Annotated in this window: 28 protein-coding genes and 2 pseudogenes; 21 read left to right on the top strand and 9 right to left on the bottom strand. The window is 68.2% G+C overall.

The features are described from left to right. Positions 1-52 precede the first annotated feature (52 nt). The 9 genes and pseudogenes from FXF75_RS22365 (at position 53) to FXF75_RS01710 (ending at position 8,863) form a co-directional block, all read left to right on the top strand. Positions 53-1,324: a molybdopterin-dependent oxidoreductase gene (locus FXF75_RS22365; RefSeq protein WP_375335524.1), complete on the top strand. Its 1,272-nt coding sequence runs from the start codon at positions 53-55 to the stop codon at positions 1,322-1,324. Next, positions 1,231-1,779 (top strand): annotated as a pseudogene (locus tag FXF75_RS22360) (molybdopterin-dependent oxidoreductase); the annotation flags it as partial. The gene FXF75_RS22365 and the pseudogene FXF75_RS22360, both read left to right, overlap by 94 nt. Further along, entirely contained in the window at positions 1,768-3,009 is a 1,242-nt protein-coding gene (locus tag FXF75_RS23245) for a molybdopterin dinucleotide binding domain-containing protein (RefSeq protein ID WP_309221768.1), read from the top strand. The pseudogene FXF75_RS22360 and the gene FXF75_RS23245, both read left to right, overlap by 12 nt. Then, positions 3,009-4,403 (top strand): 4Fe-4S dicluster domain-containing protein, encoded by a 1,395-nt coding sequence (locus tag FXF75_RS01735; RefSeq protein WP_240334479.1) that lies wholly within the window; start codon positions 3,009-3,011, stop codon positions 4,401-4,403. Before FXF75_RS23245 ends, FXF75_RS01735 begins: the two co-directional genes overlap by 1 nt. After that, positions 4,391-5,014 carry a molecular chaperone TorD family protein gene (locus FXF75_RS01730; protein WP_309221737.1) on the top strand — a complete coding sequence of 208 codons (624 nt, stop codon included), beginning with the start codon at positions 4,391-4,393 and terminating at the stop codon, positions 5,012-5,014. The genes FXF75_RS01735 and FXF75_RS01730 overlap by 13 nt, the downstream gene beginning before the upstream one ends. Continuing rightward, positions 5,007-6,011, top strand: coding sequence for an ethylbenzene dehydrogenase-related protein (locus tag FXF75_RS01725; protein WP_163519839.1), 1,005 nt, complete (start codon positions 5,007-5,009; stop codon positions 6,009-6,011). Before FXF75_RS01730 ends, FXF75_RS01725 begins: the two co-directional genes overlap by 8 nt. Continuing rightward, positions 6,008-6,943: a HEAT repeat domain-containing protein gene (locus FXF75_RS01720; protein ID WP_163519838.1), complete on the top strand. Its 936-nt coding sequence runs from the start codon at positions 6,008-6,010 to the stop codon at positions 6,941-6,943. The genes FXF75_RS01725 and FXF75_RS01720 overlap by 4 nt, the downstream gene beginning before the upstream one ends. A gap of 27 nt (positions 6,944-6,970) precedes the next feature. Beyond that, on the top strand, positions 6,971-7,489 hold the full coding sequence (locus tag FXF75_RS01715) for an aldehyde dehydrogenase (RefSeq protein WP_163519837.1): 519 nt from the start codon (positions 6,971-6,973) through the stop codon (positions 7,487-7,489). 63 nt (positions 7,490-7,552) lie between these two features. Next, positions 7,553-8,863 carry a P-loop NTPase gene (locus FXF75_RS01710; RefSeq protein WP_163519836.1) on the top strand — a complete coding sequence of 437 codons (1,311 nt, stop codon included), beginning with the start codon at positions 7,553-7,555 and terminating at the stop codon, positions 8,861-8,863. Between the two features lie 136 nt (positions 8,864-8,999). Here FXF75_RS01710 and FXF75_RS01705 read toward each other — a convergent pair whose 3' ends face one another. Further along, entirely contained in the window at positions 9,000-10,202 is a 1,203-nt protein-coding gene (locus tag FXF75_RS01705; protein ID WP_163519835.1) for a hypothetical protein, read from the bottom strand. A 1-nt stretch (position 10,203) separates the two neighbouring features. Next, positions 10,204-10,866: a hypothetical protein gene (locus FXF75_RS01700; RefSeq protein WP_240334478.1), complete on the bottom strand. Its 663-nt coding sequence runs from the start codon at positions 10,864-10,866 to the stop codon at positions 10,204-10,206. Positions 10,867-10,985: 119 nt separating this feature from the next. Between FXF75_RS01700 and FXF75_RS01695 the strand changes: the two genes are divergently transcribed. From FXF75_RS01695 to FXF75_RS23420, 3 genes are read left to right on the top strand one after another with little or no spacing between them, the layout of a single operon-like run. Beyond that, on the top strand, positions 10,986-11,501 hold the full coding sequence (locus tag FXF75_RS01695; RefSeq protein ID WP_163519834.1) for a halocyanin domain-containing protein: 516 nt from the start codon (positions 10,986-10,988) through the stop codon (positions 11,499-11,501). A 4-nt stretch (positions 11,502-11,505) separates the two neighbouring features. Further along, complete coding sequence (locus tag FXF75_RS01690) at positions 11,506-12,636, top strand: radical SAM protein (RefSeq protein ID WP_163519833.1); 1,131 nt, start codon at positions 11,506-11,508, stop codon at positions 12,634-12,636. 7 nt (positions 12,637-12,643) lie between these two features. Further along, the gene (locus FXF75_RS23420; protein ID WP_375335523.1) at positions 12,644-13,123 is read left to right on the top strand and encodes a molybdopterin-dependent oxidoreductase; all 480 of its coding nucleotides are present in this window, start codon (positions 12,644-12,646) and stop codon (positions 13,121-13,123) included. 78 nt (positions 13,124-13,201) lie between these two features. On the opposite strand, the pseudogene FXF75_RS22350 reads toward FXF75_RS23420, so the two are convergent. Together FXF75_RS22350 and FXF75_RS01680 are read right to left on the bottom strand one after the other, a co-directional pair. Further along, positions 13,202-13,630: pseudogene (locus FXF75_RS22350) on the bottom strand (adenylyltransferase/cytidyltransferase family protein); the annotation flags it as partial. Further along, positions 13,627-14,352, bottom strand: a complete 726-nt coding sequence (locus FXF75_RS01680) for a molybdenum cofactor guanylyltransferase (RefSeq protein WP_163519832.1) — start codon at positions 14,350-14,352, stop codon at positions 13,627-13,629. The pseudogene FXF75_RS22350 and the gene FXF75_RS01680, both read right to left, overlap by 4 nt. 88 nt (positions 14,353-14,440) lie before the next feature. Between FXF75_RS01680 and FXF75_RS22345 the strand changes: the two genes are divergently transcribed. From FXF75_RS22345 to FXF75_RS01665, 3 genes are read left to right on the top strand one after another with little or no spacing between them, the layout of a single operon-like run. Further along, entirely contained in the window at positions 14,441-14,755 is a 315-nt protein-coding gene (locus tag FXF75_RS22345) for a hypothetical protein (RefSeq protein WP_163519831.1), read from the top strand. Positions 14,756-14,806: 51 nt separating this feature from the next. Continuing rightward, a complete protein-coding gene (gene hemG / locus FXF75_RS01670) occupies positions 14,807-16,078 on the top strand; it encodes a protoporphyrinogen oxidase (RefSeq protein ID WP_163519830.1) in 1,272 nt (423 codons plus the stop codon). 35 nt (positions 16,079-16,113) lie between these two features. Next, the gene (locus FXF75_RS01665; protein ID WP_163519829.1) at positions 16,114-16,638 is read left to right on the top strand and encodes an HNH endonuclease; all 525 of its coding nucleotides are present in this window, start codon (positions 16,114-16,116) and stop codon (positions 16,636-16,638) included. A 13-nt stretch (positions 16,639-16,651) separates the two neighbouring features. Here FXF75_RS01665 and FXF75_RS01660 read toward each other — a convergent pair whose 3' ends face one another. Then, positions 16,652-17,275, bottom strand: a complete 624-nt coding sequence (locus FXF75_RS01660) for a helix-turn-helix domain-containing protein (protein WP_163519828.1) — start codon at positions 17,273-17,275, stop codon at positions 16,652-16,654. Between the two features lie 135 nt (positions 17,276-17,410). Here FXF75_RS01660 and FXF75_RS01655 point away from each other — a divergent pair, with 135 nt between their 5' ends. Further along, entirely contained in the window at positions 17,411-17,674 is a 264-nt protein-coding gene (locus FXF75_RS01655) for a DUF2249 domain-containing protein (protein ID WP_163519827.1), read from the top strand. Positions 17,675-17,741: 67 nt separating this feature from the next. Here FXF75_RS01655 and FXF75_RS01650 read toward each other — a convergent pair whose 3' ends face one another. Both FXF75_RS01650 and FXF75_RS01645 read right to left on the bottom strand, forming a co-directional pair. Further along, on the bottom strand, positions 17,742-17,960 hold the full coding sequence (locus FXF75_RS01650; RefSeq protein WP_163519529.1) for a hypothetical protein: 219 nt from the start codon (positions 17,958-17,960) through the stop codon (positions 17,742-17,744). A gap of 57 nt (positions 17,961-18,017) precedes the next feature. Further along, positions 18,018-18,485 carry a universal stress protein gene (locus FXF75_RS01645; RefSeq protein ID WP_163519826.1) on the bottom strand — a complete coding sequence of 156 codons (468 nt, stop codon included), beginning with the start codon at positions 18,483-18,485 and terminating at the stop codon, positions 18,018-18,020. Between the two features lie 175 nt (positions 18,486-18,660). On the opposite strand from FXF75_RS01645, the gene FXF75_RS01640 reads away from it, so the two are divergent. The 3 genes from FXF75_RS01640 to FXF75_RS01630 all read left to right on the top strand — a co-directional run bounded on the left by FXF75_RS01640 (position 18,661) and on the right by FXF75_RS01630 (position 20,740). Continuing rightward, the gene (locus FXF75_RS01640) at positions 18,661-19,134 is read left to right on the top strand and encodes a universal stress protein (protein WP_163519825.1); all 474 of its coding nucleotides are present in this window, start codon (positions 18,661-18,663) and stop codon (positions 19,132-19,134) included. A gap of 109 nt (positions 19,135-19,243) precedes the next feature. Beyond that, the gene (locus FXF75_RS01635) at positions 19,244-19,816 is read left to right on the top strand and encodes a DoxX family protein (RefSeq protein WP_163519824.1); all 573 of its coding nucleotides are present in this window, start codon (positions 19,244-19,246) and stop codon (positions 19,814-19,816) included. A gap of 144 nt (positions 19,817-19,960) precedes the next feature. Then, positions 19,961-20,740 (top strand): creatininase family protein, encoded by a 780-nt coding sequence (locus FXF75_RS01630; RefSeq protein ID WP_163519823.1) that lies wholly within the window; start codon positions 19,961-19,963, stop codon positions 20,738-20,740. Between the two features lie 24 nt (positions 20,741-20,764). On the opposite strand, the gene FXF75_RS01625 is transcribed toward FXF75_RS01630, so the two are convergent. Beyond that, positions 20,765-21,040 (bottom strand): hypothetical protein, encoded by a 276-nt coding sequence (locus FXF75_RS01625; RefSeq protein WP_163519822.1) that lies wholly within the window; start codon positions 21,038-21,040, stop codon positions 20,765-20,767. A gap of 1 nt (position 21,041) precedes the next feature. Continuing rightward, a complete protein-coding gene (locus FXF75_RS01620) occupies positions 21,042-21,419 on the bottom strand; it encodes a helix-turn-helix domain-containing protein (protein WP_163519821.1) in 378 nt (125 codons plus the stop codon). Between the two features lie 147 nt (positions 21,420-21,566). Between FXF75_RS01620 and FXF75_RS01615 the strand changes: the two genes are divergently transcribed. Both FXF75_RS01615 and FXF75_RS01610 read left to right on the top strand, forming a co-directional pair. Next, on the top strand, positions 21,567-21,944 hold the full coding sequence (locus FXF75_RS01615) for a response regulator transcription factor (protein ID WP_163519820.1): 378 nt from the start codon (positions 21,567-21,569) through the stop codon (positions 21,942-21,944). 131 nt (positions 21,945-22,075) lie between these two features. After that, entirely contained in the window at positions 22,076-22,750 is a 675-nt protein-coding gene (locus FXF75_RS01610; RefSeq protein ID WP_163519819.1) for a TrkA family potassium uptake protein, read from the top strand. Positions 22,751-23,023: the final 273 nt, after the last annotated feature.

Here is a 23,023-nt window from a genome sequence, read left to right as displayed (position 1 = left end):
CTGGACGGTCTGTCACCCCAACTGCACCCAGTCGTGCGCCCTCAACTTCTACATGAAGAACGGGGTGCCGATTCGAGCCGAGCAGGTCTACCACAACGAGGACCAGAGCGTCGGCCCGTCGGGGTACGAGGACGCGAACGTCAGTCAGAACTGGAACCCCCGCGGGTGCATGAAGGGGTTGACGCTCCACCGCCGGACCTTCGAGCCGAGTCGCATCAAGTACCCGATGGTCCGGAAGGGCTGGGACCCAGACGACCCCAATCCCGAGGGACGCGGCGAGGACGAGTTCGAGCGCGTCTCGTGGGAGGAGGCGGCCGACCTCATCGCCGAGAAGATGGCGAGTCTGGAGGACAACAAGCGGTTCCACATCTTCAACGCCATCAAGGCCGACGGACTCATCACGCGCCACGGCGCGGGGCGGCGACTCGCCTCCATCTTCGGCGGGTGCGAGTGGACCGAGTACGACTGGTACGCCGACCTGCCGCCGGGCCACGTCATCACGACGGGGTACCAGACCTCCGACGCCGACGCGGCCGACTGGCGCAAGTCCGACTACACCATCATTCAGGGGAAGAATCTGATTCACAACAAGCTGGCTGACAACCACTGGTTCCAAGAGATGCGCGAGCGCGGCGGCGAGATGGTCGGCATCTACCCCGACTACTCGCCGACCGTCCAGAAGTGCGACCGCTGGCTCCCCATCCGTCCGGGGTCGGACCCGGCGATTCCGCTCGCGTTCGCCAACGTCATCATCAGCGAGGAACTGTACGACCCCGACTTCGTGCGGAAGTTCACCAGCCTCCCCCTGCTGGTGCGCGAGGACGACGACAAGTACCTCCGCGCCCACGAGGTGTTCGACGACCACGAGGCACCGCCGGAGGGCGACAAACGGCACGAGGAGAACGACTGGGGCGACTTCGTAGTGCTGGACCAGAACGGCAACCCGAAGGCGGTCACGCGCGAGCAGGTCGGCGACGAGATGCCGACCACCCCGCAACTCGACGCCAAAACCGACTTGCAACTGGCCGACGGTTCGAGCGTCACGGTCGAGACCGACTTCTCGCGCCAGAAGCGCAACGTGCTGGAGAACTACTCGCCCGAACAGGTCGAGAAGATAACGACCGTCCCGGCCGAGGCCATCGAGAAGACCGCGCGGAGTTCGCCGCCGCCGAGAACGGCCAGTGGTTCACCGGCGAGGGTATCAACCACTGGTTCCACGGCAACTCCGAACTCCAGCGGTCCATCTTCTTCGTCCAGTCGATGTTGGGCAACGTCGGCAAGCCGGGGTCGGGCTACTACAACTACTCGGGCCAGTACAAGATAGAGCTACTGGACGGCTACCCCCACTACGTCAACCCCGACGGTCACTCGGCCCACGGGATGTATCCGGGGTACGCCTTCGCGTTCTTCGGCGGCGAGCAGTTGGACCCCCACGAGATTCGGGGCGACTTCGACCGGGACATGGACCTCGTGCCGCAGGGCGACGCCGAGGAGCCGGTGATGCCGAAGAACGCGGAGACGTACACGATGTCCAAGCCGACCATCCTGTGGACGATGAACTGCAACCTCCTGAACCAGACCAAACATCAGGAGCACGTGGTCAACAACTTCACGAAGCACCCGGACACGTCCAACGAGTTGTTCATCGTCTCGGACATCCACATGACCTACTCCGCACGGCACGCGGACATCGTGCTTCCGGCCCCCTCGTGGCTGGAGTGCGAGTACCCCGACATCACGGTGGGTCCGGAGAACCCGTTCATCACGATGGACCACGGGATTATGGACCCCATCTACGACACCAAGCAGGACGGCGAGGTGCTGGCGATGGTCGCCGAGAAGTTGGACGAGAAGATTCCGCGCGAGGAGCGCAACGTCGATTCGTATCGGTCGTACTTCTCGGAGTTCCTCGACGAGGACGGCGACGTCCGCAAGTACATTCAGGAGACGCTCGACCACGGCATCACGACCGAGGACATCGACGTGGAGGACCTCGAAGACGGTCCCGAGCGCCTGAACCTCAAGACCTACCCGCGCGTCCCGTTCTACTCGCAGGTCCACGACGACCGGCCGTTCTACACCAAGACCGGCCGGATGGAGTTCCACAAGGAGGAAGACCGGTTCGTGGACCTCGGGCGCGAGGACCTCGACCACATCGAGAGCGTCGAGGGGACGCCCTACGGCGTCAACCAGAAGTGGCCCGAGGCGGGCGAGCAGGAGAACCCCCTCTACCACGACGAGGGCTACCAGTTCTACTACAACACGCCCCACAGCAAGTACCGGACCCACTCCTCGTGGGGGATGACCGACTGGAACCTCATCTGGTCGGCGCGAGACTTCGGTTCGACCAGCGCCGACCCGGAGGGCACCGAGCGACTGATAGACGACTTCTCGTTCCCCGAGGCCGAGGGCGAGACCAGCGAGGCCCCGCCGCTCGGCGAGGCGTTCGTGGAGATGCACCCGAGCGACGCCGCGGACATCGGCGTGGAGAACGGCGACTACGTGCGCATCTCCGGCAAGCGCGGCGGGACGGTGGTCAGGGCCATGCTCAGCGAGCGCCAGCGCCCCGGCAAGGCGGGCGACATGGGCCAGTTGACCCTCTGGCACGGCTGGTGGCCCCAGCACTTCCCCGACGACGAAGAGAAGGGCGACGACGAGGTCAAGGGGTTCAACACGACGACCAACATCTGGCTCGACCCCGGCCAAGAGACCGACGACCTCGTCCACAAGTCCGTGTTCGGCGACCCGAACGTCTCCGAGAAGGTCGGCGAGGACATCTCGTGGCACGGCGCGGAACTGGAACACGGCTACGAGGAGACCGTCTGGGCACCCACCGGGGTGAACCGCGACGACCTCGTGACCGTCGAGAAGTACGAGGAGGCCGACTGGTGGCCCGGCGACGCCCGGAAGGACGACCTCGTCGAGGACTACATCGGCGGGTCGCTCCAGTCGAAGGGCGGCGCGAGCGGGACGACCAGCGGAACGACGACAACGAGAGGTGACGACTGATGCCAGAAGTGTACAATCCGCAACTCGGCCGCAAGCAGAGTTACCCCTACGAACACCGCCAAGAGGAGCGCGACTGGCACTGGGGGATGGTCATCAACACGAACCGGTGCATCAACTGCAACACCTGCTCGTTCGCCTGTAAGTCCACGTGGACCAGCGGGAAGGGCGAGGAGTACATGTGGTGGATGAACGTGGAAACGGAGCCGTACGGCGGCTACCCGATGGGGTGGGACATGCGCCTGCTCGACGACCTCGGTGCCGAGGAGACCATCTTCGAGGCCGCCGAGCAGGGCGAGCGAGTGAAGGGGTACGTCGCCCAGAAGGAGGAGTGGGAGTACCCCGCGCTCGGCGACGACCAAGTCCACGGCGAGTACCCCGAAGACGAGGTTGTCGAGTCCGACCCCCAGAACGAGAAGTACCACGACATCTGGCAGTTCTACCTGCCGCGGCTCTGCAACCACTGCAAGAACCCGGCCTGCCTCGCCGCGTGCCCCCGGAAGGCCATCTACAAGCGCTCGGAGGACGGCATCGTCCTGCTCGACCAAGAGCGATGCCGGGGCTACCGCAAGTGCGTGAAGGCCTGTCCGTACCACAAGCCGATGTACAACCCCGAGACCGGCGTCTCCGAGAAGCCGGTCGGCTGTTTCCCCCGCATCGAGGAGGGCAACGTCCCCCGGTGCGTGAGCAGTTGCATCGGCAAGACGCGACTCCACGGCAACATCAACCGCGGGCCGAAGGCGGGCCACCCCAACGGGAAGAAGTCGGCGGCGAAGGGCCGCAGTCCCATCAACTACCTCGCCAAGTCCGACGAGAAGGTCGCGCTGCCGCTCTACCCGCAGTTCGGCACCCGGCCGCAGGTGTTCTACATGCCGCCGTACCACGTGCCGCCGGAGTTCCTGACCCAGATGTTCACGCCGAACACCGACCAGAAGCGCAACGACTGGCCCGGGAGCACCTACGAGGAGTCGGTGAAAATCATCCAGCAGCGCGTCCGGGACCCGAGCCACCACCTGCTCGGCGTCCTCCAGTTGTTCGGCGCGACGACCCGACTCATCGAGACGTACAACGTCAAGGAGAACCGCGTGAAGGCTGGGACCGGAAAGGAAAGAAAGTCGTGGACATGCCCATCGAGGAGGACCTCGAAGTCCGCGAGGGCGAGAAGTGGACCAACCAACCGTGAGGTGAGAGTATGGACGAAACACCCCAACGCGACCCCGCGACCCGAAGCGACGACGGGACGGTCTCGACGGACGACGAGACGACGGCGCGAAACGACGAGACGACCGCCACCGACGACCTCCGCCCGGCGGAGCGCCACTCGGCCCGCGCCGCCCTCTACAGCGCCGCGGCGGGCGCGTTCTGCTACCCCGACGAGGAGACCGTGGCCGAACTGACCCACGAGGCGACCGCCGAGGGTCTCCGGGAGGCGGGGCGGAAACTCGGCTTCGAGACCGAGGCAGACGCGCTGGCCGCGGCGCTCGACGCGACCGACCGCGAGTCGCTCGAATCGGCGTACAACGACCTGTTCGGCCTGCCCGTAGACGACGGCACCTACCCCGTGGTGCCCTACGAGGCCGAGTACACCGTCGGCGACGAGGTGGGCCGCCAACAGCGCCGCATCGCCACCGTGGTCGGCCTGCTCGAAGCGTTCGGCGTCGAACCCTCGGACGACTTCGACGAGCGACAGGACCACGTCGTCGTGGAACTCGAACTGCTACAGGTGCTGGCGGCCCGCCGCGCGGTCGCCCGCGAGGAGGGCGACGACGACACCGCCGACAACCTCGAACGCGCCGAGGCGATGGTGCTGGACGAACATATCGAGGGCTTCGTGCCCGCGTTCGCCCACGACGTCCGCGAGACCACGGACGAAGACGCCACCGGCGCGTCGTCGGTCTACCGCGCGGCCGCGAACCTCGCGGAGGCCGTCGTCACCCGGGACCTCGCCGACCACCCCGAACCGGAGGTCGACTTCGAGGCGTCAACGGAGGTGCGGTCCCGTGCCTGACCGCGACGCTGCCCGGCGCGCGACCGTCGTCACGGTGGTCGTCGTCGCGGTACTGGTGGCCGCCCAGACCGCGGTCACGGCCGCGGTCACGAGCGGCACGCAACCGGCGATGGCGGTCGAGTCGGTGCCCAGCGACCCTGCGTCGTCCCAGTGGAGCGACGCGCCCGAGCGCACGGTCTCGCTGTCGAAACAGCAGATGGCACCGCCGTTCGGCGGCGGCAGCACCGACGAACTGACGGTCCAGACCGTCCACAACGACACCCACACCGCGTTCCGGTTGACGTGGGCCGACCCGACGAACGACGCCGACATCGGCGCGCCGAACAACTACAGCGACGCCGCCGCGGTGATGCTCCGGACCGGCGACAAGCCGCCCATCACGATGGGCGCGGCCGGAAAGCCCGTGGACATCTGGTACTGGCGCGCGAGTTGGCAGTCGCCCGACGCGTCGAAGAGCGGCGACATGTACGCGTACCCGCACCCCGAGGAGGAGACCCAACCGGGGCAGGCCGCGGGGAACCCGCTCTCGACGCCGCCGACCGAGCGACTCGCCCAGAACTACTACGCCAAGGGGTACGGGTCGCTGACCCACGCGCCCCGACAGAACGTCCGGGCGAGCGCCGAGCGCACCGACGACGGATGGTCGGTGGTGTTCGTCCGCGAACACGGCACCGAGGGGAAGTTCGACGCCGACCTCACGAAAGGCAAGAACGTCTACCTCGCGTTCGCGGTGTGGAACGGGAGCGCCGACGAGGTGAACGGCCAGAAGTCGCTCACGCTCCAGTTCACCAAACTCGACACCGGAAAGTGGGCGATGAGCGACGCGAGCAGCGGGTCGAGCAGTTCGAGCGGGTCCGGACAGTCGGCCGAGTCGGGCGGGTCCGGCGGCCAGTCCGAGGGCGTGTGGATGACACACTCGGTCAGTAACTGGGTAATCGGACTCGTGGTGACCACGCTGCTCACGTGGACGGTCGTCTACTGGAGGGCCAGAGAATGAGCGACAAGTACGCCAACCGGAGCGCCCGCGCTCGCTCGCCGACCCGCGACGGCGGCGACGAGTCTGACCTCCGAAGTCTGCTGGACTCGCCACGGGAGTACGAGCGCCGGGACGCCGCGCTCGCGCTGGTGGACGAGGCGGAGTCGGACGGACTCGACGCCGCGACCGCGAGCGCGCTGGCTGACCGCCTCGCCGAGGACGACAGCGAGGACGTGCGGCAGTTCGCGGTCGAAGCGCTGGGCGTGGCCGGAGGCGGTGGAACCGAAGACGTGGAGACCGCCGTCCGGGCCGCGCTCGACGCGGACGACGACGAGTGGGTCCGGGCCGAGTCCGTGGTCGCGCTCTCGCGCATCGCGCCCGACGCCGACGCGCTGGCGGACGCGCTCGGCGACGACAGCGGGTGGGTCCGGCGCAACGCCGTCATCGCGCTGGGCAAGACCGGCCGAGCGACGCCCGAGGACCTGACCGACCGCATCAAGAACGACCCCCATCCCGCGGTCCGGGAGTACGCCGCGCTCTACCTCGGCGAACGCGCCGAGGACGTCGAAGAGGCAGTCCGCCTACTGGCGGCGGTGTTGGCCCGCGACCCCGAGGCGTTCGTCCGGGCGAAGGCCGCCGAATCGCTCGGGGAGTTCGCCACCGACCGGGCCGAGCAGGCGCTGGAGACCCACGGCATCACCGACCGAAGCGACGACGTGAAGCGGACCGCCAAGCGCGCGCTGGCGTCCGCCCGCGGCGTGGACCCCGACCAGTTGGACGTGGAGATAGACGACGGGCCGCCCGGCGGCGGTCCCCAGTCGCGGGCCGAGACCCCGAACGGCCCCGGCCCGTCGGCCGACCGACCGGGACCCGCACCCGACGGACGGCGACCGAGCGGCGGCCGGGGTCCGAAGGGCGACGGACCGCCCGCCCCCGGAGAGCCGCCGAACTGACCGACGACTCGACAGGAGGGACGACTTATGGCAAAGACCGACCCCGAAAGCGGACAGGCATCGAACGAATCGCTCGGAGTGTCCATCCCCGACGAACACGTCGGCGCGTTCGTCGCGGAGGTGTTCGAGGACGTCGAGCGCAAGACGACGTGGAACCAGATAGTCTCGTCGCTCGTGGCCGAGGACGCCCGCGACGAGTGGGAGGCGCTCACGCCGAGCGAACAGGTCGCGGCGGTCCTCTCCACCGCGACCGACTACGACGAGCGCGCGACCGACCGACTCGCCGGAATCCCCACCGACCGCGGCAAGCCGACACCCGAGATACGCGAGGAGTTCGACGAGGCGATGCGGTGTCGCGGTAACGCCGACACGTTCCGAGACGGCGTGGCCGCGCGTACGCGGAGGGTATCGTCGGCGACGACGAACTGGTCGCAGCGGTGGAGGACGGCGACTTCGACACCGACCTCATCGCCGAGCGCGAGGACGAACTCGAACGCGTGGCCAACGCCTACGACTTCGAGTTCCGGCCCTACGGCGGGACCCTGATGCACGACGAGGACGGCGAGGACGACGAAGACGACCCCATGGACGACTTTGAGGCGTGGTAACATGACGGAACGCGAAAACGGGGGTGACAGCGTCGAAACGCGCGTCGAGGAGGCCGTCGCGAGCGTCGAGGACCCCGACTTCGGCGCGAGCGTCGTCGAGGCCGGACTCGTGACCGACGTGTCGGTCGCCGACGGGACCGCCACGATTAGGGTGGACCTCGCGGGCGCGGACCCCGAGGAGGCCGAGGAGGTCTCGGAGGCGATTCGGCGCGGCGCCTTCGAGGTGGCGGGCGTCGAGCAGGTCCGCGTGGAGGGCGAGACGCCCGACGCGGGAGGCGGCGGCCACGGCGGCCCGTCGGGGAGCCACGACCACAGGACCGGTCTCTCGCTGCCCGAGGTCGAACACGTAATCGCGGTCGGGAGCGCCAAGGGCGGGGTCGGCAAGACCACCGTGGCGACCCACCTCGCCCGCGCGCTGGCCGACGACTTCGACGTGGGCTTGTTCGACGCCGACATCCACGGCCCGAACGTGCCCGAGATGGTCGGCGTCGAGGGACCTGTCGAGGCCACCGACGACGGGCAGGCCGAACCCGCAAACGTCGGCGGGATGGAGGTGATGAGCGTCGGTCTAATCGCCAACGACGCGCCGCTGGCGTGGCGGGGCGCGATGGCCCACGACGCGCTGACCGAACTGCTGGAGGACACCGCGTGGTCGGACCGCGACGTGCTGGTCGTGGACCTGCCGCCGGGGACCGGCGATATCGTACTGACGATGCTTCAGGAGGTGCCGGTCTCCGGGTCGGTCCTCGTGACCACGCCGTTCCCGACCAGCCTCTCGGACACCGGGCGGAGCGCCGCGTTGCTGGAGGAGAACGGCGTCCCGGTCGTGGGCGCGGCCGTGAACATGCGCGGGTTCACCTGCGAGAACTGCGGCCACGACCACGACCTCTACGGCGACACCGACCCCGAGGAGGAGTTGGGCGTCGAGGTGCTGGCCGAACTCCCGTTCGACCGCGGGTTACAGCGTCCCGACGCCGACGAAACGGACCTGCCCGCGCCCGTGGCCGACCTCGCCAGCGCGGTGGGCGAGTTCCTCGAACGCGACGACGCCGGGCCGGTGTCGGTCCCCGACTCGGCGCTGGACATCCGCGGTCTGCCCCCGCGCATCCGCCACGAGCAGGTCGGCGAGGAGTTCCGGGCGCTGGACCCCGGCGAGGAGTTCTACGTCGTGAACGACCACGACCCCTCGCCGCTGGCCCAGATGCTCGCGGGCGAGGTCGCCGAGGAGTCGCCCGACGAGGCGTTCGACGCCTGCGAGGTGCATCGCCGCGCGCCCGACGAGTGGGTGCTGGAAGTTCGGCGGGCGGCCTGACCGGCAGTCGCGACGTTTTCGTACGGCTTTCAGCCGAGATGCACCGCTCTGCGGTCGGTATCTAGCTGGGAGAAGTCCTTCGTATCTATCCGTTGTCGCCAGAATCACTTAAATCCCGAGCGCCGGACCGACCCGCCTACTTCTCGACCAGCACGCGCGTCAGGACGTAGGCGTAGCCGAGCGCGCCCGCGAGGAACAGCGAGACGCCCGCGGACCGGACCATCTCGTCCCCCACTAACAGGCCCGCGCACTCCGCGGCCAAACCGCCCGCGAGCAGGCCGATGGTGACGAAGGCACCCCGGTCGCTCCCGCCCCGGAAGTCGCCCATCCGCGGCGGGTAGAACTGGTAGGCGAAGCCGACGATGCTCAGGCCGAGGAACCCGACGAGCGCGAGGCGGCGGTGGACCGCCAGCAGGGCGGGTGAGAGGCCGACGACGGCGAACCGAACCCCGACGAGCGCCGCGAGTGCGCCGCTGACGACGCCCGCGAGGATGCCGTACTCGCCGACCCGCCGGGACGGCGACTCGCCCTCGATGCGGGCGGTCGGCGAGTCCCGAAAGAGGCGGAGGTACCCCACTGCGAACGCGACCAGCGCTGCGGCTTCGAGCGCGGCACCGAGGCGGAACGGCCACCCCGACCCGAGCGAGAGCGCGATTAGCGCCGGGCCGACCGCCCCGGCCGGGAGCGCCGCGGCGAAGGCGAGCGGGGCGTCGCCGCCGAGGAAGCGCGGGACGAGCCTCGACCCGAGCGCGAACAGCAGGAGACCCGCCGACCCCGCGGCCAGCAGGTGGGTGGCCCGCGGCGGGTAGCCGTCGAGCAGGGTCGGCAGGGTCGTCACCCGAGCGAGGACCGCGTAGGACCCGACCGCGAGGTAGGCCAGCGAGACCGGGACGAAAGCGTTGGCGAAGCGGTCGAGGCGGTCGGTGGCGCGGGCCGACCCCGTGCCGGTCGCGCTTCCGGTCGGGTTGTCCCGAAGCGTCCACGCCAGCGACCCGAGAAACAGTGCGACCCCGGAGACCCACGCGACGCCGCCGAGCGCGGCCAGCGTCGCCCGGTCGCTCGGTTCTGCGGCGGCGACGGCGAGCGCGAGAGTGCCGGTCACCGAGAGCGCGAAGTGTGCGGCGGGGGTCCGCTCGGCGGCGAGCACGCGCTCGAAGTAGGAGGGGACCAGCAGGTACGCCTTGCCGAACACCATGTGGAACGCGACGCCGAACAGCGCGAGGGTCACGACTGCGCGCTGCCCCGCGCCCGCGAGACGCGCACCAGCCACCGCCACGAGGAACCACGCGCTGGCCGCCGCGAACCGCCTCGACCACCGACCCACGGCCGGGTTCGCCATCTCAGAACGGGGCGGCGGGACCGTCGTCGCCGCTGCGGTGGATGTCCGCGCTCCGCTGGTCCGCTTCTTCCATCCGGTCGTACTCCTCTCGGTCTTCCTCGTCGTCCCGAAGCCGCGCCTCCAAGCGCCGCAACTTGTCGTTGATTTCGGTGCTCTGGTGGTGCATCGGCGCGACCGACACCGACACCCGGTCGTAGCCGTGGCGGTCGCTCAGACCGTTCCACGCCCGAAACGCCCCGACCGTGAGGCTGTCGCTCTGCGGGCAGAACTCGGTCGTGGGGGTGAACTCCGCGAGCAGAACCTCGGCGTCGTCGCTGTCGCCGGCGTCGGTTTCGTCGGAAACGTCGCTCTCGACGGCGTCGCCCGACGCGCCGTCTCCCGACTCGTCGGGGAGGCGGGCGTACCGCCACCCCGCGTCGGGATGCCGGGAGTCGAGGTTGAGTCGGGCGAGGTTGTAGCCGAAGGTGGCGTCGTAGACGCCCCGTTCCTCGAATATCTCGCGGGTGAGTCGGTGGAACGAGCAGTGTTCGTCGCCGGTCAGCACGTCGGCCCCGTCGAGGAACGGTCCCGGTTCGGGCAGGTGGTCCGGACGGAACTCGTCGTACTCGTCGAACGTCTCGTCGTCCGCGTCCTCGGTGGCGAAGGGTCGAGGGAAGCCGGGCATGGCTGTAACTACCGGCGAGCGCCGGGTAGCCGTGACCCCGAACACGTTCGCGGACCGTTTTCACCGAGTGGGAATCAGGGCTACCCCCATTTATGTAGCCCTCGAAGGTGCGAGTGAAGATGAACCGAGATACCCTCGACCGACGGACGATGTTGAAGACGATGGCTGTCGGCGCGGCGAGCGCAACTATCGCTGGCTGTTCGAGCGGCGGTGGTGGCTCCGGCGACGGCGGCGAAACGAGCGGCGACGGCGGTTCCGGCGATAGCTCCGGCGGGAGCGGTTCCGGTTCGACCGACTTCGGCGGCTGGTTCGACAACACCTCGAACTTCGACGGGGTCGTGGACGAGACCGGCAAGTCCGAGGTGACCGTGAAGGTCGGTGCGAAGGGCAACGGCGGTAACTTCGCGTTCGGTCCCGCCGCGGTCAAGGTGTCGAAGGACACCAAGGTCGTCTGGGAGTGGACCGGTAAGGGGAGCCTCCACAACGTCGTCGCCGACAGCGGCGACTTCGAGAGCGAGCAGACCCAAGAGGAGGGCCACACGTTCTCGCACACGTTCTCCAGTTCGGGCACCCACAAGTACTACTGCACGCCCCACAAGGCGATGGGGATGAAAGGCGCAATCGTCGTGGAGTGATTCCATGTCGAGACCCGAGCATCGTTCGGGCGGGCCGCCCCGTCGGGTGGACACCGACGAGCGACCCTTCGTCCTCATCTGGGAGTTGACGCAGGCCTGCGACCTGACCTGCGAACACTGCCGGGCCGACGCTCAACCCGACCGCCACCCCGACGAACTCACCACCGAGGAGGCGAAGACCCTGCTCGACCAGACCCGGGAGTTCGGCGAGGACCAACTGGTCGTGTTCTCGGGCGGCGACCCCCTGAAGCGCGACGACGCCGTGGACCTCGTGGAGTACGGCACGGACATCGGGCTGAGCGTGACGATGACCCCGAGCGGGACCGCCTCGCTGTCGCCCGACGCCGTGGCCGACCTCGCGGACGCGGGCCTGCGCCGGATGGCGGTCAGCATCGACGGCGCGAACGCCGAGCGCCACGACGCGTTCCGGGGCGAGTCGGGGAGTTTCGAGGAGACGGTGTCGGCCGCCCAGTCGGCCACCAACGAGGGGCTACCCCTACAGGTCAACACGACGGTCTGTCGCCAGACCGTCTCGGACCTGCCCGACATCGCCGACCTCGTGGCCGACCTCGGCGCGGTCCTCTGGAGCGTCTTCTTCCTCGTGCCGGTGGGCCGCGGCGCGGCGCTCGACCCCGTCTCGCCCGACCGCGCCGAGCGCGTGATGGAGTGGCTGGTCGAGCGCAGCGACGACTGGCCCTTCGGTCTCAAGACGACCGAAGCGCCCCACTACCGACGGGTCTCGGTTCAGCAGACCGACGCGCCCCCGAAGCGCCAGATGGGTATCACCGCGGGCGACGGGTTCGCCTTCGTGAGCCACGTCGGCGAGGTGTACCCCTCGGGGTTCCTGCCCGAGTCGGCGGGCAACGTCCGCGACCGGAGCGTCGTGGACATCTACCGGGACTCGGCCCTGTTCGAGGACCTGCGCGACGAGGACGCGCTCCGCGGGAAGTGCGGGGCCTGCCCCTACCGGAACGTCTGCGGCGGCAGTCGCTCGCGGGCCTACGCCACCACCGGCGACCCCCTCGAAAGCGACCCGCTCTGCTCGTTCGTGCCCGAGGGCTACGACGGCCCGCTCCCGTGGGACGACGCGAGTCCGCACGTCGAACCGACTCCCGACCCCGCAAACTCCCGGTGATTCGACCGTGACCGCCGCGAACCCCGAACCGGCCGAGGAAGGGAGCGAGCTACGGGCGCAGGGTGCGGAATCGCCGACCGAGACCCCCGCGGTCGCGGTCGAGGGCCGGGAGCGAGTCGTCGTCTCGGCCGGAGAAGGAGACTCGTTCCCTCGCGCGTCCCTCGTCTGCACGGTCGAGTGCGCGTCTGGCGAGCGCGCGACCGACGAGTGGACCGGCGTCTCCGTCGTGGCGCTCGCGGACGCCGCCGACTTCCCCGGCGAGACGACCCACCTCCGCGCGGAGGCGGACGACTTCACGGCCGATATCCCGATTCGACCGGCGCTCGGCGGGATTCTGGCGTTCGACCGGCGGAACAGTCGCGACGACGGGGAACTCGGCCTGCCCCGGTTCGTCGCCGACGGCGTCGAGGGCGAGCGACTGGTCAAGCGCGTCGAGCGTCTGTCGGCCGTCTCGCTCGACCCCGACGAGGAACCGCGAATCGGCTGAGATAGCTCCGAATCGGCCGAAATCTGTCATCCACCCCCTGTTCTCGATACTCCCGTCAGCGACCGAGTCAGACGTTCGCGGACGGCGCGAGCGCTCGGCCAGAATCCGCTCGACGATGGCGCTCGTGGAGTAGAGTCGCGCCCCGTCCGCTTCGGCCATCGACGCCCGCCTGACCTCGCACTCGACGCCCCACTCGTCGAGCATCGACCGGACCGCGGCCTCGTCGTGGTGCTGGTCGCCGCCGAGGACCAACACGTCCGGGTCGATGCGGCGAATCGGCGCGGAGCGGTCCTCCGGGTGACCGAGGTGGGCCGCAGTGACCGGGTCGAGCGCTTCGACCGTCCGAACGCGCTGGTCGCCGGGCAGTACCGGGTCCTTGTGACTCACGCGCTCGCCGTTGGCGACGACGACGTGGAGTTCGTCGCCCATCGCGGCGGCCTCTCGGAGGTAGTGGACGTGACCGGGATGGAGCAGGTCGAAGGTTCCCAGCGCGACGACGCGGGTCATCGCCGCGCGGTCACCCCGGGTTCGCGCTCTGTCGGGGTCTCGTCGCGCTCCGCCGAGGACTCCGGGTCGAGCATCTCGACCGCCCGCTCGCGGTCCGCCGGAGTGTCCACGTCGAACAGGCTCCGGGCGGCGTCCGCGCAGACCGCCTCGGCCGGGACGACGCGAGCGTCGAGGCGGTCGAACAGCGCCGAGAGCCGACCCTCCCCGGCGTCGAGCAGGGCGTCGCAGGCCCGCCGCGCGGCGGCGGTTCGATAGACCGCCTGCGTCGGTCGGAGTCGGTCTCCGGTCCGGACAGCGGCGACTTCGGCGTCCGGGTCGTCGTCCAGTCGCTCGGCGAGGTCCGAGAGCAGTCGCGGGTCGAGGAAGGGGCAGTCGCAGGCCGCCAGCGCGCAGGTCTCGGTCTCGACCTCCCGGAGCGCGGTCCGGAACCCGAACAGGGGGCCGCGGTCGGCCACGGGGTCCGCGACGAACCGCACCGGCGTCGCGGCCGAGTCGAACCCGGCCGACGAGTCGAGCGCGTCGGCGAAGGCTTGGCGCTGGTCGGCCCGGCAGTTGACCGTCACTCGGTCCGCGACCCGTCCGAGTCGGGCGACGACCCGCGCGAGCAGCGGCCGACCGTCGAGGCGGGCCAACGCCTTGTCGCGGTCGCCGAATCGCCGGGAGTACCCGCCAGCGAGGACGACGCCCGTCGGACCGCCGGTGTCGTGACTCGTCTCGCTCACGTCCGGCGATTCGGACCCGCGGCCGGTAGTGGTTGGCCCGAACACGTTCGGCGCAGGCGACTCGGGACGGGCGACACAACTCCGCACCGTGACTCGACTCGCAGAACCGAACGCGGACCGCGGCGAGACTACCGACGCGGGCGGCGGCCGGACGCCCAGCGGGGAGGCGGAGGAGCGAGAGGTCGCCGAGCGAATCCGTGACCGGGCCGAGCGCGTCCGCCGCCGGGAACTCGAAACCGCGCTCGGGCGTCTGGAGACCTGCGGCGAGGTGACGCCCGCCGAGCGTCGGGCGGTCGCGTCCCTCTCTGCGAGCATCACCGACGCGCTGGTCGAACGATGGGCGTCGAACCTCGACGAGGCGGACGCCGACGCCGCGCTCGCCCTGTTCGCCGAGCGAGAGTGACCGAACACGTTCGGCGGTGGGAGTAACGCGACGGAACGTCCAGTTACGAGTATGAGCGTCGGCATCGTCGGTGGCGGCATCACTGGACTGGCGACACACCACTACCTCCGGGAGTCGGGCGTCGAGAGCGTCGTCTTCGAGGCCGACGACGAACCCGGCGGCGTCGTCCGGAGCCGAGAGGTCGAAGGTCGGATTCTCGACTTCGGACCCCAGCGCACCCGACTGACCCCGAGCATCCGAGGACTGGTCGAGTCGCTGGAGTTGGACGACGAACTCAGGGAGGCCGCGGACCCGCCGCTGTACGTCTACCACCACGGCAAACTCCGGCGGGTTCCCCAGACGCCGCGGGAGGCCGTGACGACCGACCTGCTCTCGTGGCCGGGGAAGTTCCGGGTGCTTCTTGAACCGCTCACCGGCCCGGCGCGAGACGGCGAGACCGTCGAAGAGTTCCTGACCCGGACGTTCGGTTCGGAGGTCGCGCGCTACTACTTCGGCCCGCTCTACGGCGGCATCTACGGCTCCCATCCCGGCGAGATGCCGATGGAGTACTCGCTGGCGAAGGCCCTCGACGGGGCGGGAATCGAGGGGAGCGTCCTGACGTCGGTCGCTCGGAAGGTGCTGGCCGGTCGAGAGGCCCCGCCCATCGTCTCGTTCGACGCCGGACTCCAGCGACTCCCGGAGGCGCTCGCCGAGGCGCACGACGAGAACGTCGGACTCGGGACGCCCGTGCGGGAGATTCGACGAGAGGGTTCGGACTTCGTCCTCGAAACGTCGGCGGGGGAAACTACGGTGGACGAACTCGTCGTCACCACGCCCGCGGACGTGACCGCCGACCTGCTCGGGGACCTCGCGCCCGACTCCGCGGACGCGCTCCGGGAGTTGAACTACAATCCGCAGGCCGTCGTCCACCTCCACTCCGAGACCGACCTGACCGGCGCGGGGTATCAGGTCCAGTACGACGAGGCGTTCCGGACGCTGGGCGCGACGTGGAACGCGAGCATGCTCGACCGCGACGGCGTCTACACCTGCTACCTCGGCGGGTCGCGCGACCCCGAGATTGTCGAGTGGAGCGACGACGAACTGGCGTCGGTCGCGACCGAGGAGTTCGAGGAGATTACCGGCGCGTCGGCGCGGGCGCTGTCGGTCCACCGACTCCGTCGCGGGATGCCAGCCTACGACCGGAGTTGGGAAGCACTGGACCGGATTTCGACGCCGGAGGGCGTGCATCTCTGCACGAACTACACCGCGCGGGCCGGGATTCCCGGCCGGATTCGGGAGGCGAAGGCGACCGCCGAGGAGTTGGCGGAGACCCGGGCGAACTGAAACGTTTTTGCGGATACTGTCTCATCGTCGAGACGATGCCCGCTTCGGACTATCCGTCTGACTGGGGGAGGCGGCGAAAGCGAGTGTACGAACGCGACAATTACACGTGTCAGAACTGCGGTGCGAGAGGCGGCCCCCACGGAAGCGCAGAGCTACACGCGCATCACGGCGTCCCGTTGAGCAAGGGCGGGTCGAACCGGATGAGCAATCTGACGACGTACTGCAAACGCTGTCACGAGGCCATCCACGGGAGCGACAAGACGGCTCCCACCGGAGACGGCGCGGGGAACGGCCGAGAGGGAACCCCGGAGGTGACGTGGACTGACCTGAAGGAGTCTTGGAACGGTGGCGCGTGGTACGAGAAGATGACCGTCGCGACGCTTCTCGGCGGTGCCGTCGCGATAGCGGTTCCGGTCATCGGACTCGCGTCTTCGATACCGGCGGCAGTCGTCCTCCTGTTTCTCGGCGGGTCACCGGGGACGAGCGACCTCTATCCGATTTGGCTCCCCATCTGGTTCGGACTGACTGCTCTCGCCTTCCGAAACTTTCTGCAGACGTGAACGTCGGTGCGGTCTACCCCTCCACGTACTCCTTGACGATTTTCTCCTCGACGCGGTGGAGCGTCTCGCTCGCGGTCGATTTCGCCACGCCGGCCTCCTCGGCGAGTTCGGTCAGCGAACACTCCCGCGGGGTGTCGTAGTACCCCTCCTCGACCGCGGCGTTCAGCAACTCGCGCTGGCGGTCGGTCAACAGGCTCTCGGAGTTGACCAGTTCGCGGACGTACTCCACGTCGAACGACATCCCGAACGCGTCCAGTTGCGCCGTGAACGCCGAGAGGCGGTCGCGCGAGGCCGTAATTTCGACCTCGGCCTCGCCGTCCTCGATGACGAACGGGAGTTCGAGCGGGAGTCCGGACTCCTGCACTGAGAACAGCAGGAGCGGCGCGGTGGTCTCGAACTCGACGAGCGCGGACTCCTCGGACGCCTGCTGGATGTCGAGGCGGACGACGTCCTCGCGGTCGTCCATGTCGCCGACGACCGCGCGCAGGTCCGACGACGTTATCTCCAGCAGTCCGACGCCGGTCTCCTCGGCCGGAAACGCCGCCAGCACTCGGAACTCGGCGTCCGGATGGGCCGTCGAAACTTCGGAGACCCACACGTCCTCGGGAAGCGTGATGTGTAACTTCGCTGTTGGCATCTCTATGTAGAACGTCGAAGGCTACGAACCCATAAGTCTTCCCGAACATGTTCGGTTATTCGGTCGGCACAGACCGGTCTACCGACGAACGTGTTCGGGGCAAACGCCGTGGGAACACGCCGCGTACGTTCGCCCATGCAGACCGACTTCGCCGAACGAGCGAGCGAGCGCACCGACGCACCGGCGGACCGACCGCGCGAGGTCCTCGACGTTCGGGAACTCGGACCGCCCGAACCGCTGACCGAGACCCTCGAAACGCTGGCGGACCTCCCCGACGGGACCGTCCTCGTGCAGGTCAACGACCGGGCACCACAGCACCTCTACCCCAAACTCGAGGACAGGGGCTACGAGTTCGAGACCGTCACCGACGGCGGCGTCACGCTGACGACTATCTGGTAGCGACCCGAAGGGGGTCAAAACGTCGGATGGAAGGTCGGTCAGCGGACGGTTCCGCCGCCACGGGACCTCACCGCATCTCGTCGAGGCGAACGTATGACCCTTCCTCGGCGGTTATCCACTCGGTCACGAGCGCCTCGTCGGACGCCCCTCTCGGGTAGAGCGTACACTCGTCGGACCGGGAGTCGCCTTCCACGACGACCGCGGTCAGGTCGTCTCGGTGGGCGGGCGTCTCGTCGTCGGTGGGCGGTGTCGCGTCGGCCGCGTTGGTCGGAGTGGTGTTGGTCATGGTCGAATCGTAGCGTCGGGGTCGGTCGTCGGACGGTCGGTCGAATCAGTTCCGGTGTCAGTCGTCGGAGAGCGCGGCGTCGATACCGCGCGAGTCGTCGGCCGTCTCGGCGATGTCGACGGTCAGCACGGGCACCGACGAGAGGGTGACGACCTTCTGGGAGACGCTGCCGAGCATGTTCCGGGTCGGGTCGGACCCGTGGGTGCCCATGACCACGAGGTCGGCGTCGCGCTCGTCGGCGGCGGCGAGAATCTCGTCGGCGGGGTTGCCCCGCCGAATCTCGGTCGTCACCGTCACGCCGTCGAAGGCCGCCGCGGTCTCGTCGGTCGCGCGCTCGCCCTCCTCGCGGAGTCGGTCGGTCACTTCGGGAATCCGGTCGTCGTCGAGCGTCAGGAACGCTCGGTCGTCCACGACGTAGAGGACGTGGACGTCGGCCCCGCGTCGTTCGGCCACGTCGCGGGCGTGTTCGACCACCGTCTCCATCGCTTCGCTCCCGTCGGTCGGGAGCAACACCGTGTCGTACATTACATCTCGTACTCGGTGCCGGAGGGACATATAAATGGAGAGTCGTTCCCACGCGATGAAAACCGGCGCGAACCGAGCACCACTACGACCGTTTCGCCGAGGGGCCGACCGTTCTCGTTCTCAGTCTCCAAGAAACGGATACACGGATATACGTGCGGTCTCTCACTATTCGGATATGACCATCGTGGTCCCGTTCGACGGTTGCGAACTCTCCCAAACCGCCCTCGTGCGCGCCACCATGCTCGGTGAGGCGTTCGACGAGCGCGTCTTGGCACTCACTATCGTTCCGGATAACGACGCGGAGTACGCCCGCGAACGGGATTGGCTCGGACAGGGCGAGAAGTTCGACCGACAGACGGTCGTAGGGCGACTCCGCGAACACGTCGTCGAACTCGCTCCTCGCGCCGAGTTCCGAGACGAGACAGTCGGACGGTACGCTTCGACAGGTACTATCGCCACGAAACTTCGCCGTGCGGCGAAGGACGCGGAGGCCTCGCTGGTCGTCATCGGGAGCGACAACGCCGGACACATGGTCTCGTCGATACACAGCGTCGGCAGTACGGTCGCGTCCGACGAGGCGTTCGACGTTCTCATCGTACGTCGTTCGATTCCGACCGACGCGGCCCCGGAGGAGACTTCGGGTTGGTGAGACGGCTCGGAGAGGCGGTGACTCCGGTCGCCGATTTTCAGGGTTTGAGAATCGGTGACCCGTTATACCCGGTCGGCCGCCCTACCGTCACGTGTAGGAGTGATTCGCTATGGCCACCGACGCGTCCAACTTCCGAACCGAGGCGAACGTCTTCGAGACCGACCTCGCGGGCATCACCGTCCGGGCGAAGGCCCACAGTCTGAGCGCGTGGTTCGTGCTGGCGCTCCGACTCATGATGGGCTACGCGTTCCTCCACTCGGGGTGGAGCAAACTCACCGCCCCCGAACCCTTCGACGCCGCGGGGTACCTGACCAACGTCACCGCCGCCAGTCCGCTGGCCGGACTGTTCCACTGGATGGGCCAGACCCCGTGGTTCGTGGAGTTCGTCAACCTCGCGGTCCCGTGGGGCGAGTTCCTCGTCGGACTGGGCCTGCTCGTGGGCGCGCTGACCCGCCTCGCGGCGTTCTTCGGCGCGTTCATGATGTTGCTGTTCTACTTCGGCAACTGGGAGGTCCAGCACGGTCTCGTCAACGGGGACTTCGCGTACATGCTGGTGTTCCTCGCCGTCGCGGCGTTCGGCGCGGGCCGCATCCTCGGTCTCGACGCGTTGATAGAGACCTACGAGACGGGCGGCGAGACGCTGGTCGAGCGCTACCCTCGACTGCGATACGTCCTCGGGTGAACCGCTCGTTCGACCGACGATTCTCTCCTCTCTGCGGTCTCGTTCGGTTCGCGGTCGGAGTCGGTCCGCGGTCCCGGTCGAGACTTTCTGAACGTCGTCGAGGCGGAGCGAGGATTTTTCTCCCCCGGGACACACGACGATAGTATGACAGGAAGAGAGTCCGATACCGAGCACCGTCCGGTAGCGTTGGCCGACTGCACGTGGCCCGAAATCGAGGCGGCGCTCGAAGACGGGACCAGAACTGCGGTGGTGGCGGTCGGGGCGGTCGAGCAACACGGGCCGCACCTCCCGCTGGTTATGGACGCGCTCGCAGGCGACGAACTCGCCCGGCGAATCGCCGAGGAACTCGGCGACGCGCTGGCCGCGCCGACGATTCGGCCGGGGTGTTCGGGCCACCACATGGAGTTCCCCGGCACCATCACGATTCCGCCCGAGACCCTGATGGACCTGATTCGGTCGTACTGCCGGTCGCTCGACGAACACGGCTTCGAACATGTCGTCCTCGTCCCGACTCACGGCGGGAACTTCGCGCCGGTCGAGACGGTCGCACCCGAAATCGCGCGGGAAATCGACGCGAACGTGGTCGCGCTCGCCGACTTGGACGAACTCATGGCGTTACAGAACGAGGGGCTTCGAGCGGCGGGCGTCGAGTACGAGGAACCAGTCGTTCACGCGGGGGCCGTCGAGACCGCCGTCGTGCTGGCGGTCGAGGAGGGTCTGGTCCGAACCGACGAACTGGAGGTGGGCCACGAGGGAGACGTCTCGACGTCTCGGCTACTGAGCGAGGGGTTCGAGGCCATCACCGAGAACGGGGTCCTCGGCGACCCGCGGGAGGCGACTTCGGAGGCCGGAGAGGCGATTCTCGACCGGATAGCGAGCGCCTACGCCGAGAAAGTCGAGGCCGAGCGCGAGGCAGTCAGATAGAGCGCCGAAGCGGCCCGACGACCCTCATTCGGCGTACAGCGAGTAGAGGATTATCGCGAACCCGACCGCGGTCAGCGCGCTCTCGACCACGAGCGCCACCGACCCGGTGGTGACGAGCAGGCGGTCCACGACGCCCGCGAGCAGCGACCCGAGCGTGACGGTACCGAATCCGAGCGCCAGCGCCCTGAGCGCGGCGGCCCCGGTCCGGCGGTACGCCTTGAACGCGAAGTAGGTGATGAGACCGCCCAGCACGAGCGTTATCGTCTTGAGCGCGACGACGGTGGAGGTGACGTGAACCATCTCAGGTCTCCTTGCGGACCTCGGCCCAGAGGCCCGCGAGTTGCTCTTCGGCCGACTGCGTCGGGCGGGAGATGGACACCTCGAACTGGCGGCCCTCGTCGAGGTACACCGAGACCTCCTCGAACGCCAGCGAGTACTCGGAGGTGTGGTGACCGTCGGTCCTGATAGCGGTCTTCTCCGAGAGAATCGACGCGTCGGTGAGTCGCTCTAGCTTCCGGTACGTGGTCGAGGTCGGGATGTCACACTGAGTGGAAATTTCGCTTGCTGTCATGGGTTCGTCGAGTTGGCGGACGATGCGTCGGCATTCGGGGTCGTCCAAGGCGTCGAGGACGGGTTGAAGTTCCGGGGAGTCCTCGGTCGCGAGCGGGTCGCGGACCATCGAGTGGGATTCGTCCGGATACGAACATAAGCCGTTCGACTTCCACGGCGCGGGACGGTTCAGCGGCGTGAAACGAACTGCAACTGTCTGCAACGAACTGCACCATCGTTATAGTTGGACCACCACGGGGACAGTAGGGAGACGTTGGTGTCTATAGATATCCCTCGAACCGAATCGCCGACCGTACTGATCGTAGACGACAATCGACCGCTCGCGGACGGGTTCGCTCGCGCGCTCCCCGAACGGTACGAGGTTCTGACCGCGTACACCGGAGCGGAGGCCCGGGAGTCGCTCCACGAGGGAATCGACGTGGTGCTACTCGACCGCCGCCTCCCCGACGTCTCCGGTGACGAACTCCTCGAAGAGATTCGGGAGGACGGCTACGACTGCCGGGTCGCAATCGTCTCCGCGGACGAACGGTCCGGGGACCTCGACTGCGACACGTACCTCACCAAACCGCTCGCCGGGACGGAGGTCGTGCGCCAGACGGTTTCGGACCTGCTCGACGGTAACGTCTCGTACTGACCGCCGATTTCCGGGGAGTCGAACCGGCCGCCGCGGTTCGCGGAACTGACGAACGACCGCCTCCCGAGCGACCGCTTCGCCCGACCATCTCGACGCGAAACCTTTTGTTTCCGCTCGGAGTACGTCTATCCATGAGGCTTGTTATCGTGGGTGCAGGAAGAGTCGGCCTGCGAACCGCCCGCATCCTACAGGAGGAGGGCCACGAGGTGACGGTCGTCGAGAACGACACGGAGAAGGCCGACCGCGCCCGGGACGAGGGGTTCATGGTCGTCGAAGGAGACGGGACCAGCGAGGAGATAATCGAGCAGACCGACCCCGAGACCGCCGACGCCATCGGCGGGTTGACCGGCGACCTCAACGTCAACTTCGCGGCGTGCATGATAGGCAAGCACCACGGGTGTCGGACCGTCCTGCGCATCGACGAGGACTACCGCGAGGACATCTACCACAAGTTCGCCGACGATGTGGACGAGGTGGTCTACCCCGAGCGACTCGGCGCGGCGGGTGCGAAGACGGCGCTGCTCGGCGGTAACTTCAACGTCATCGCGGACCTGACCGAGCAACTCCAGTTGACTACCGTCGTCGTCCCCGACGAGTCGCCGGTCGTCAGCCAGCAGGTCAGTACGGTGGAACTCCCCGAGAACGCACGCATCTACGCTCACGGCAGGGAACACGAGCAGATGACGATTCCGCTGCCGAACGCGACCATCGAAGTCGGCGACCAACTCGCCGTCATCGCCGACCAGACCGCGCTCTCGGAGGTGCGCCGACTCCTCCAAGGCGAAGCAGCCGAACCCGCCGAGTAATCGGGGGTCCGGAGTTTGGTTCGTAGAATCGGTAACCGAGGGAGCGAGAGTCGGGACTCGAAGCGAACGAGGAACGCGCGGAACGAGAGGAAGGTCCGGTAAAAAGCGGACCGGGAGGGCAGTGGGTAGCGCGGGGTCAGTGGTTGGCACCCCGAAACGAGAACTTTCGTGGGAGGATTGGTGACACTGTGGCGAGAAGCCAACTCGCCGCCAGAGCCTCCGGCGTCGTCGGGATGCCGACCGGGAGACTGCTGCACGCTTCGCGCCCGAGCC

The sequence above is a fragment of the Halorussus sp. MSC15.2 genome (assembly GCF_010747475.1).
Taxonomy (GTDB): Archaea; Halobacteriota; Halobacteria; order Halobacteriales; family Haladaptataceae; genus Halorussus.
The sequence above is the reverse complement of the archived record's forward strand: the minus strand, read 5'-3'. Positions and strand labels throughout refer to the sequence as shown.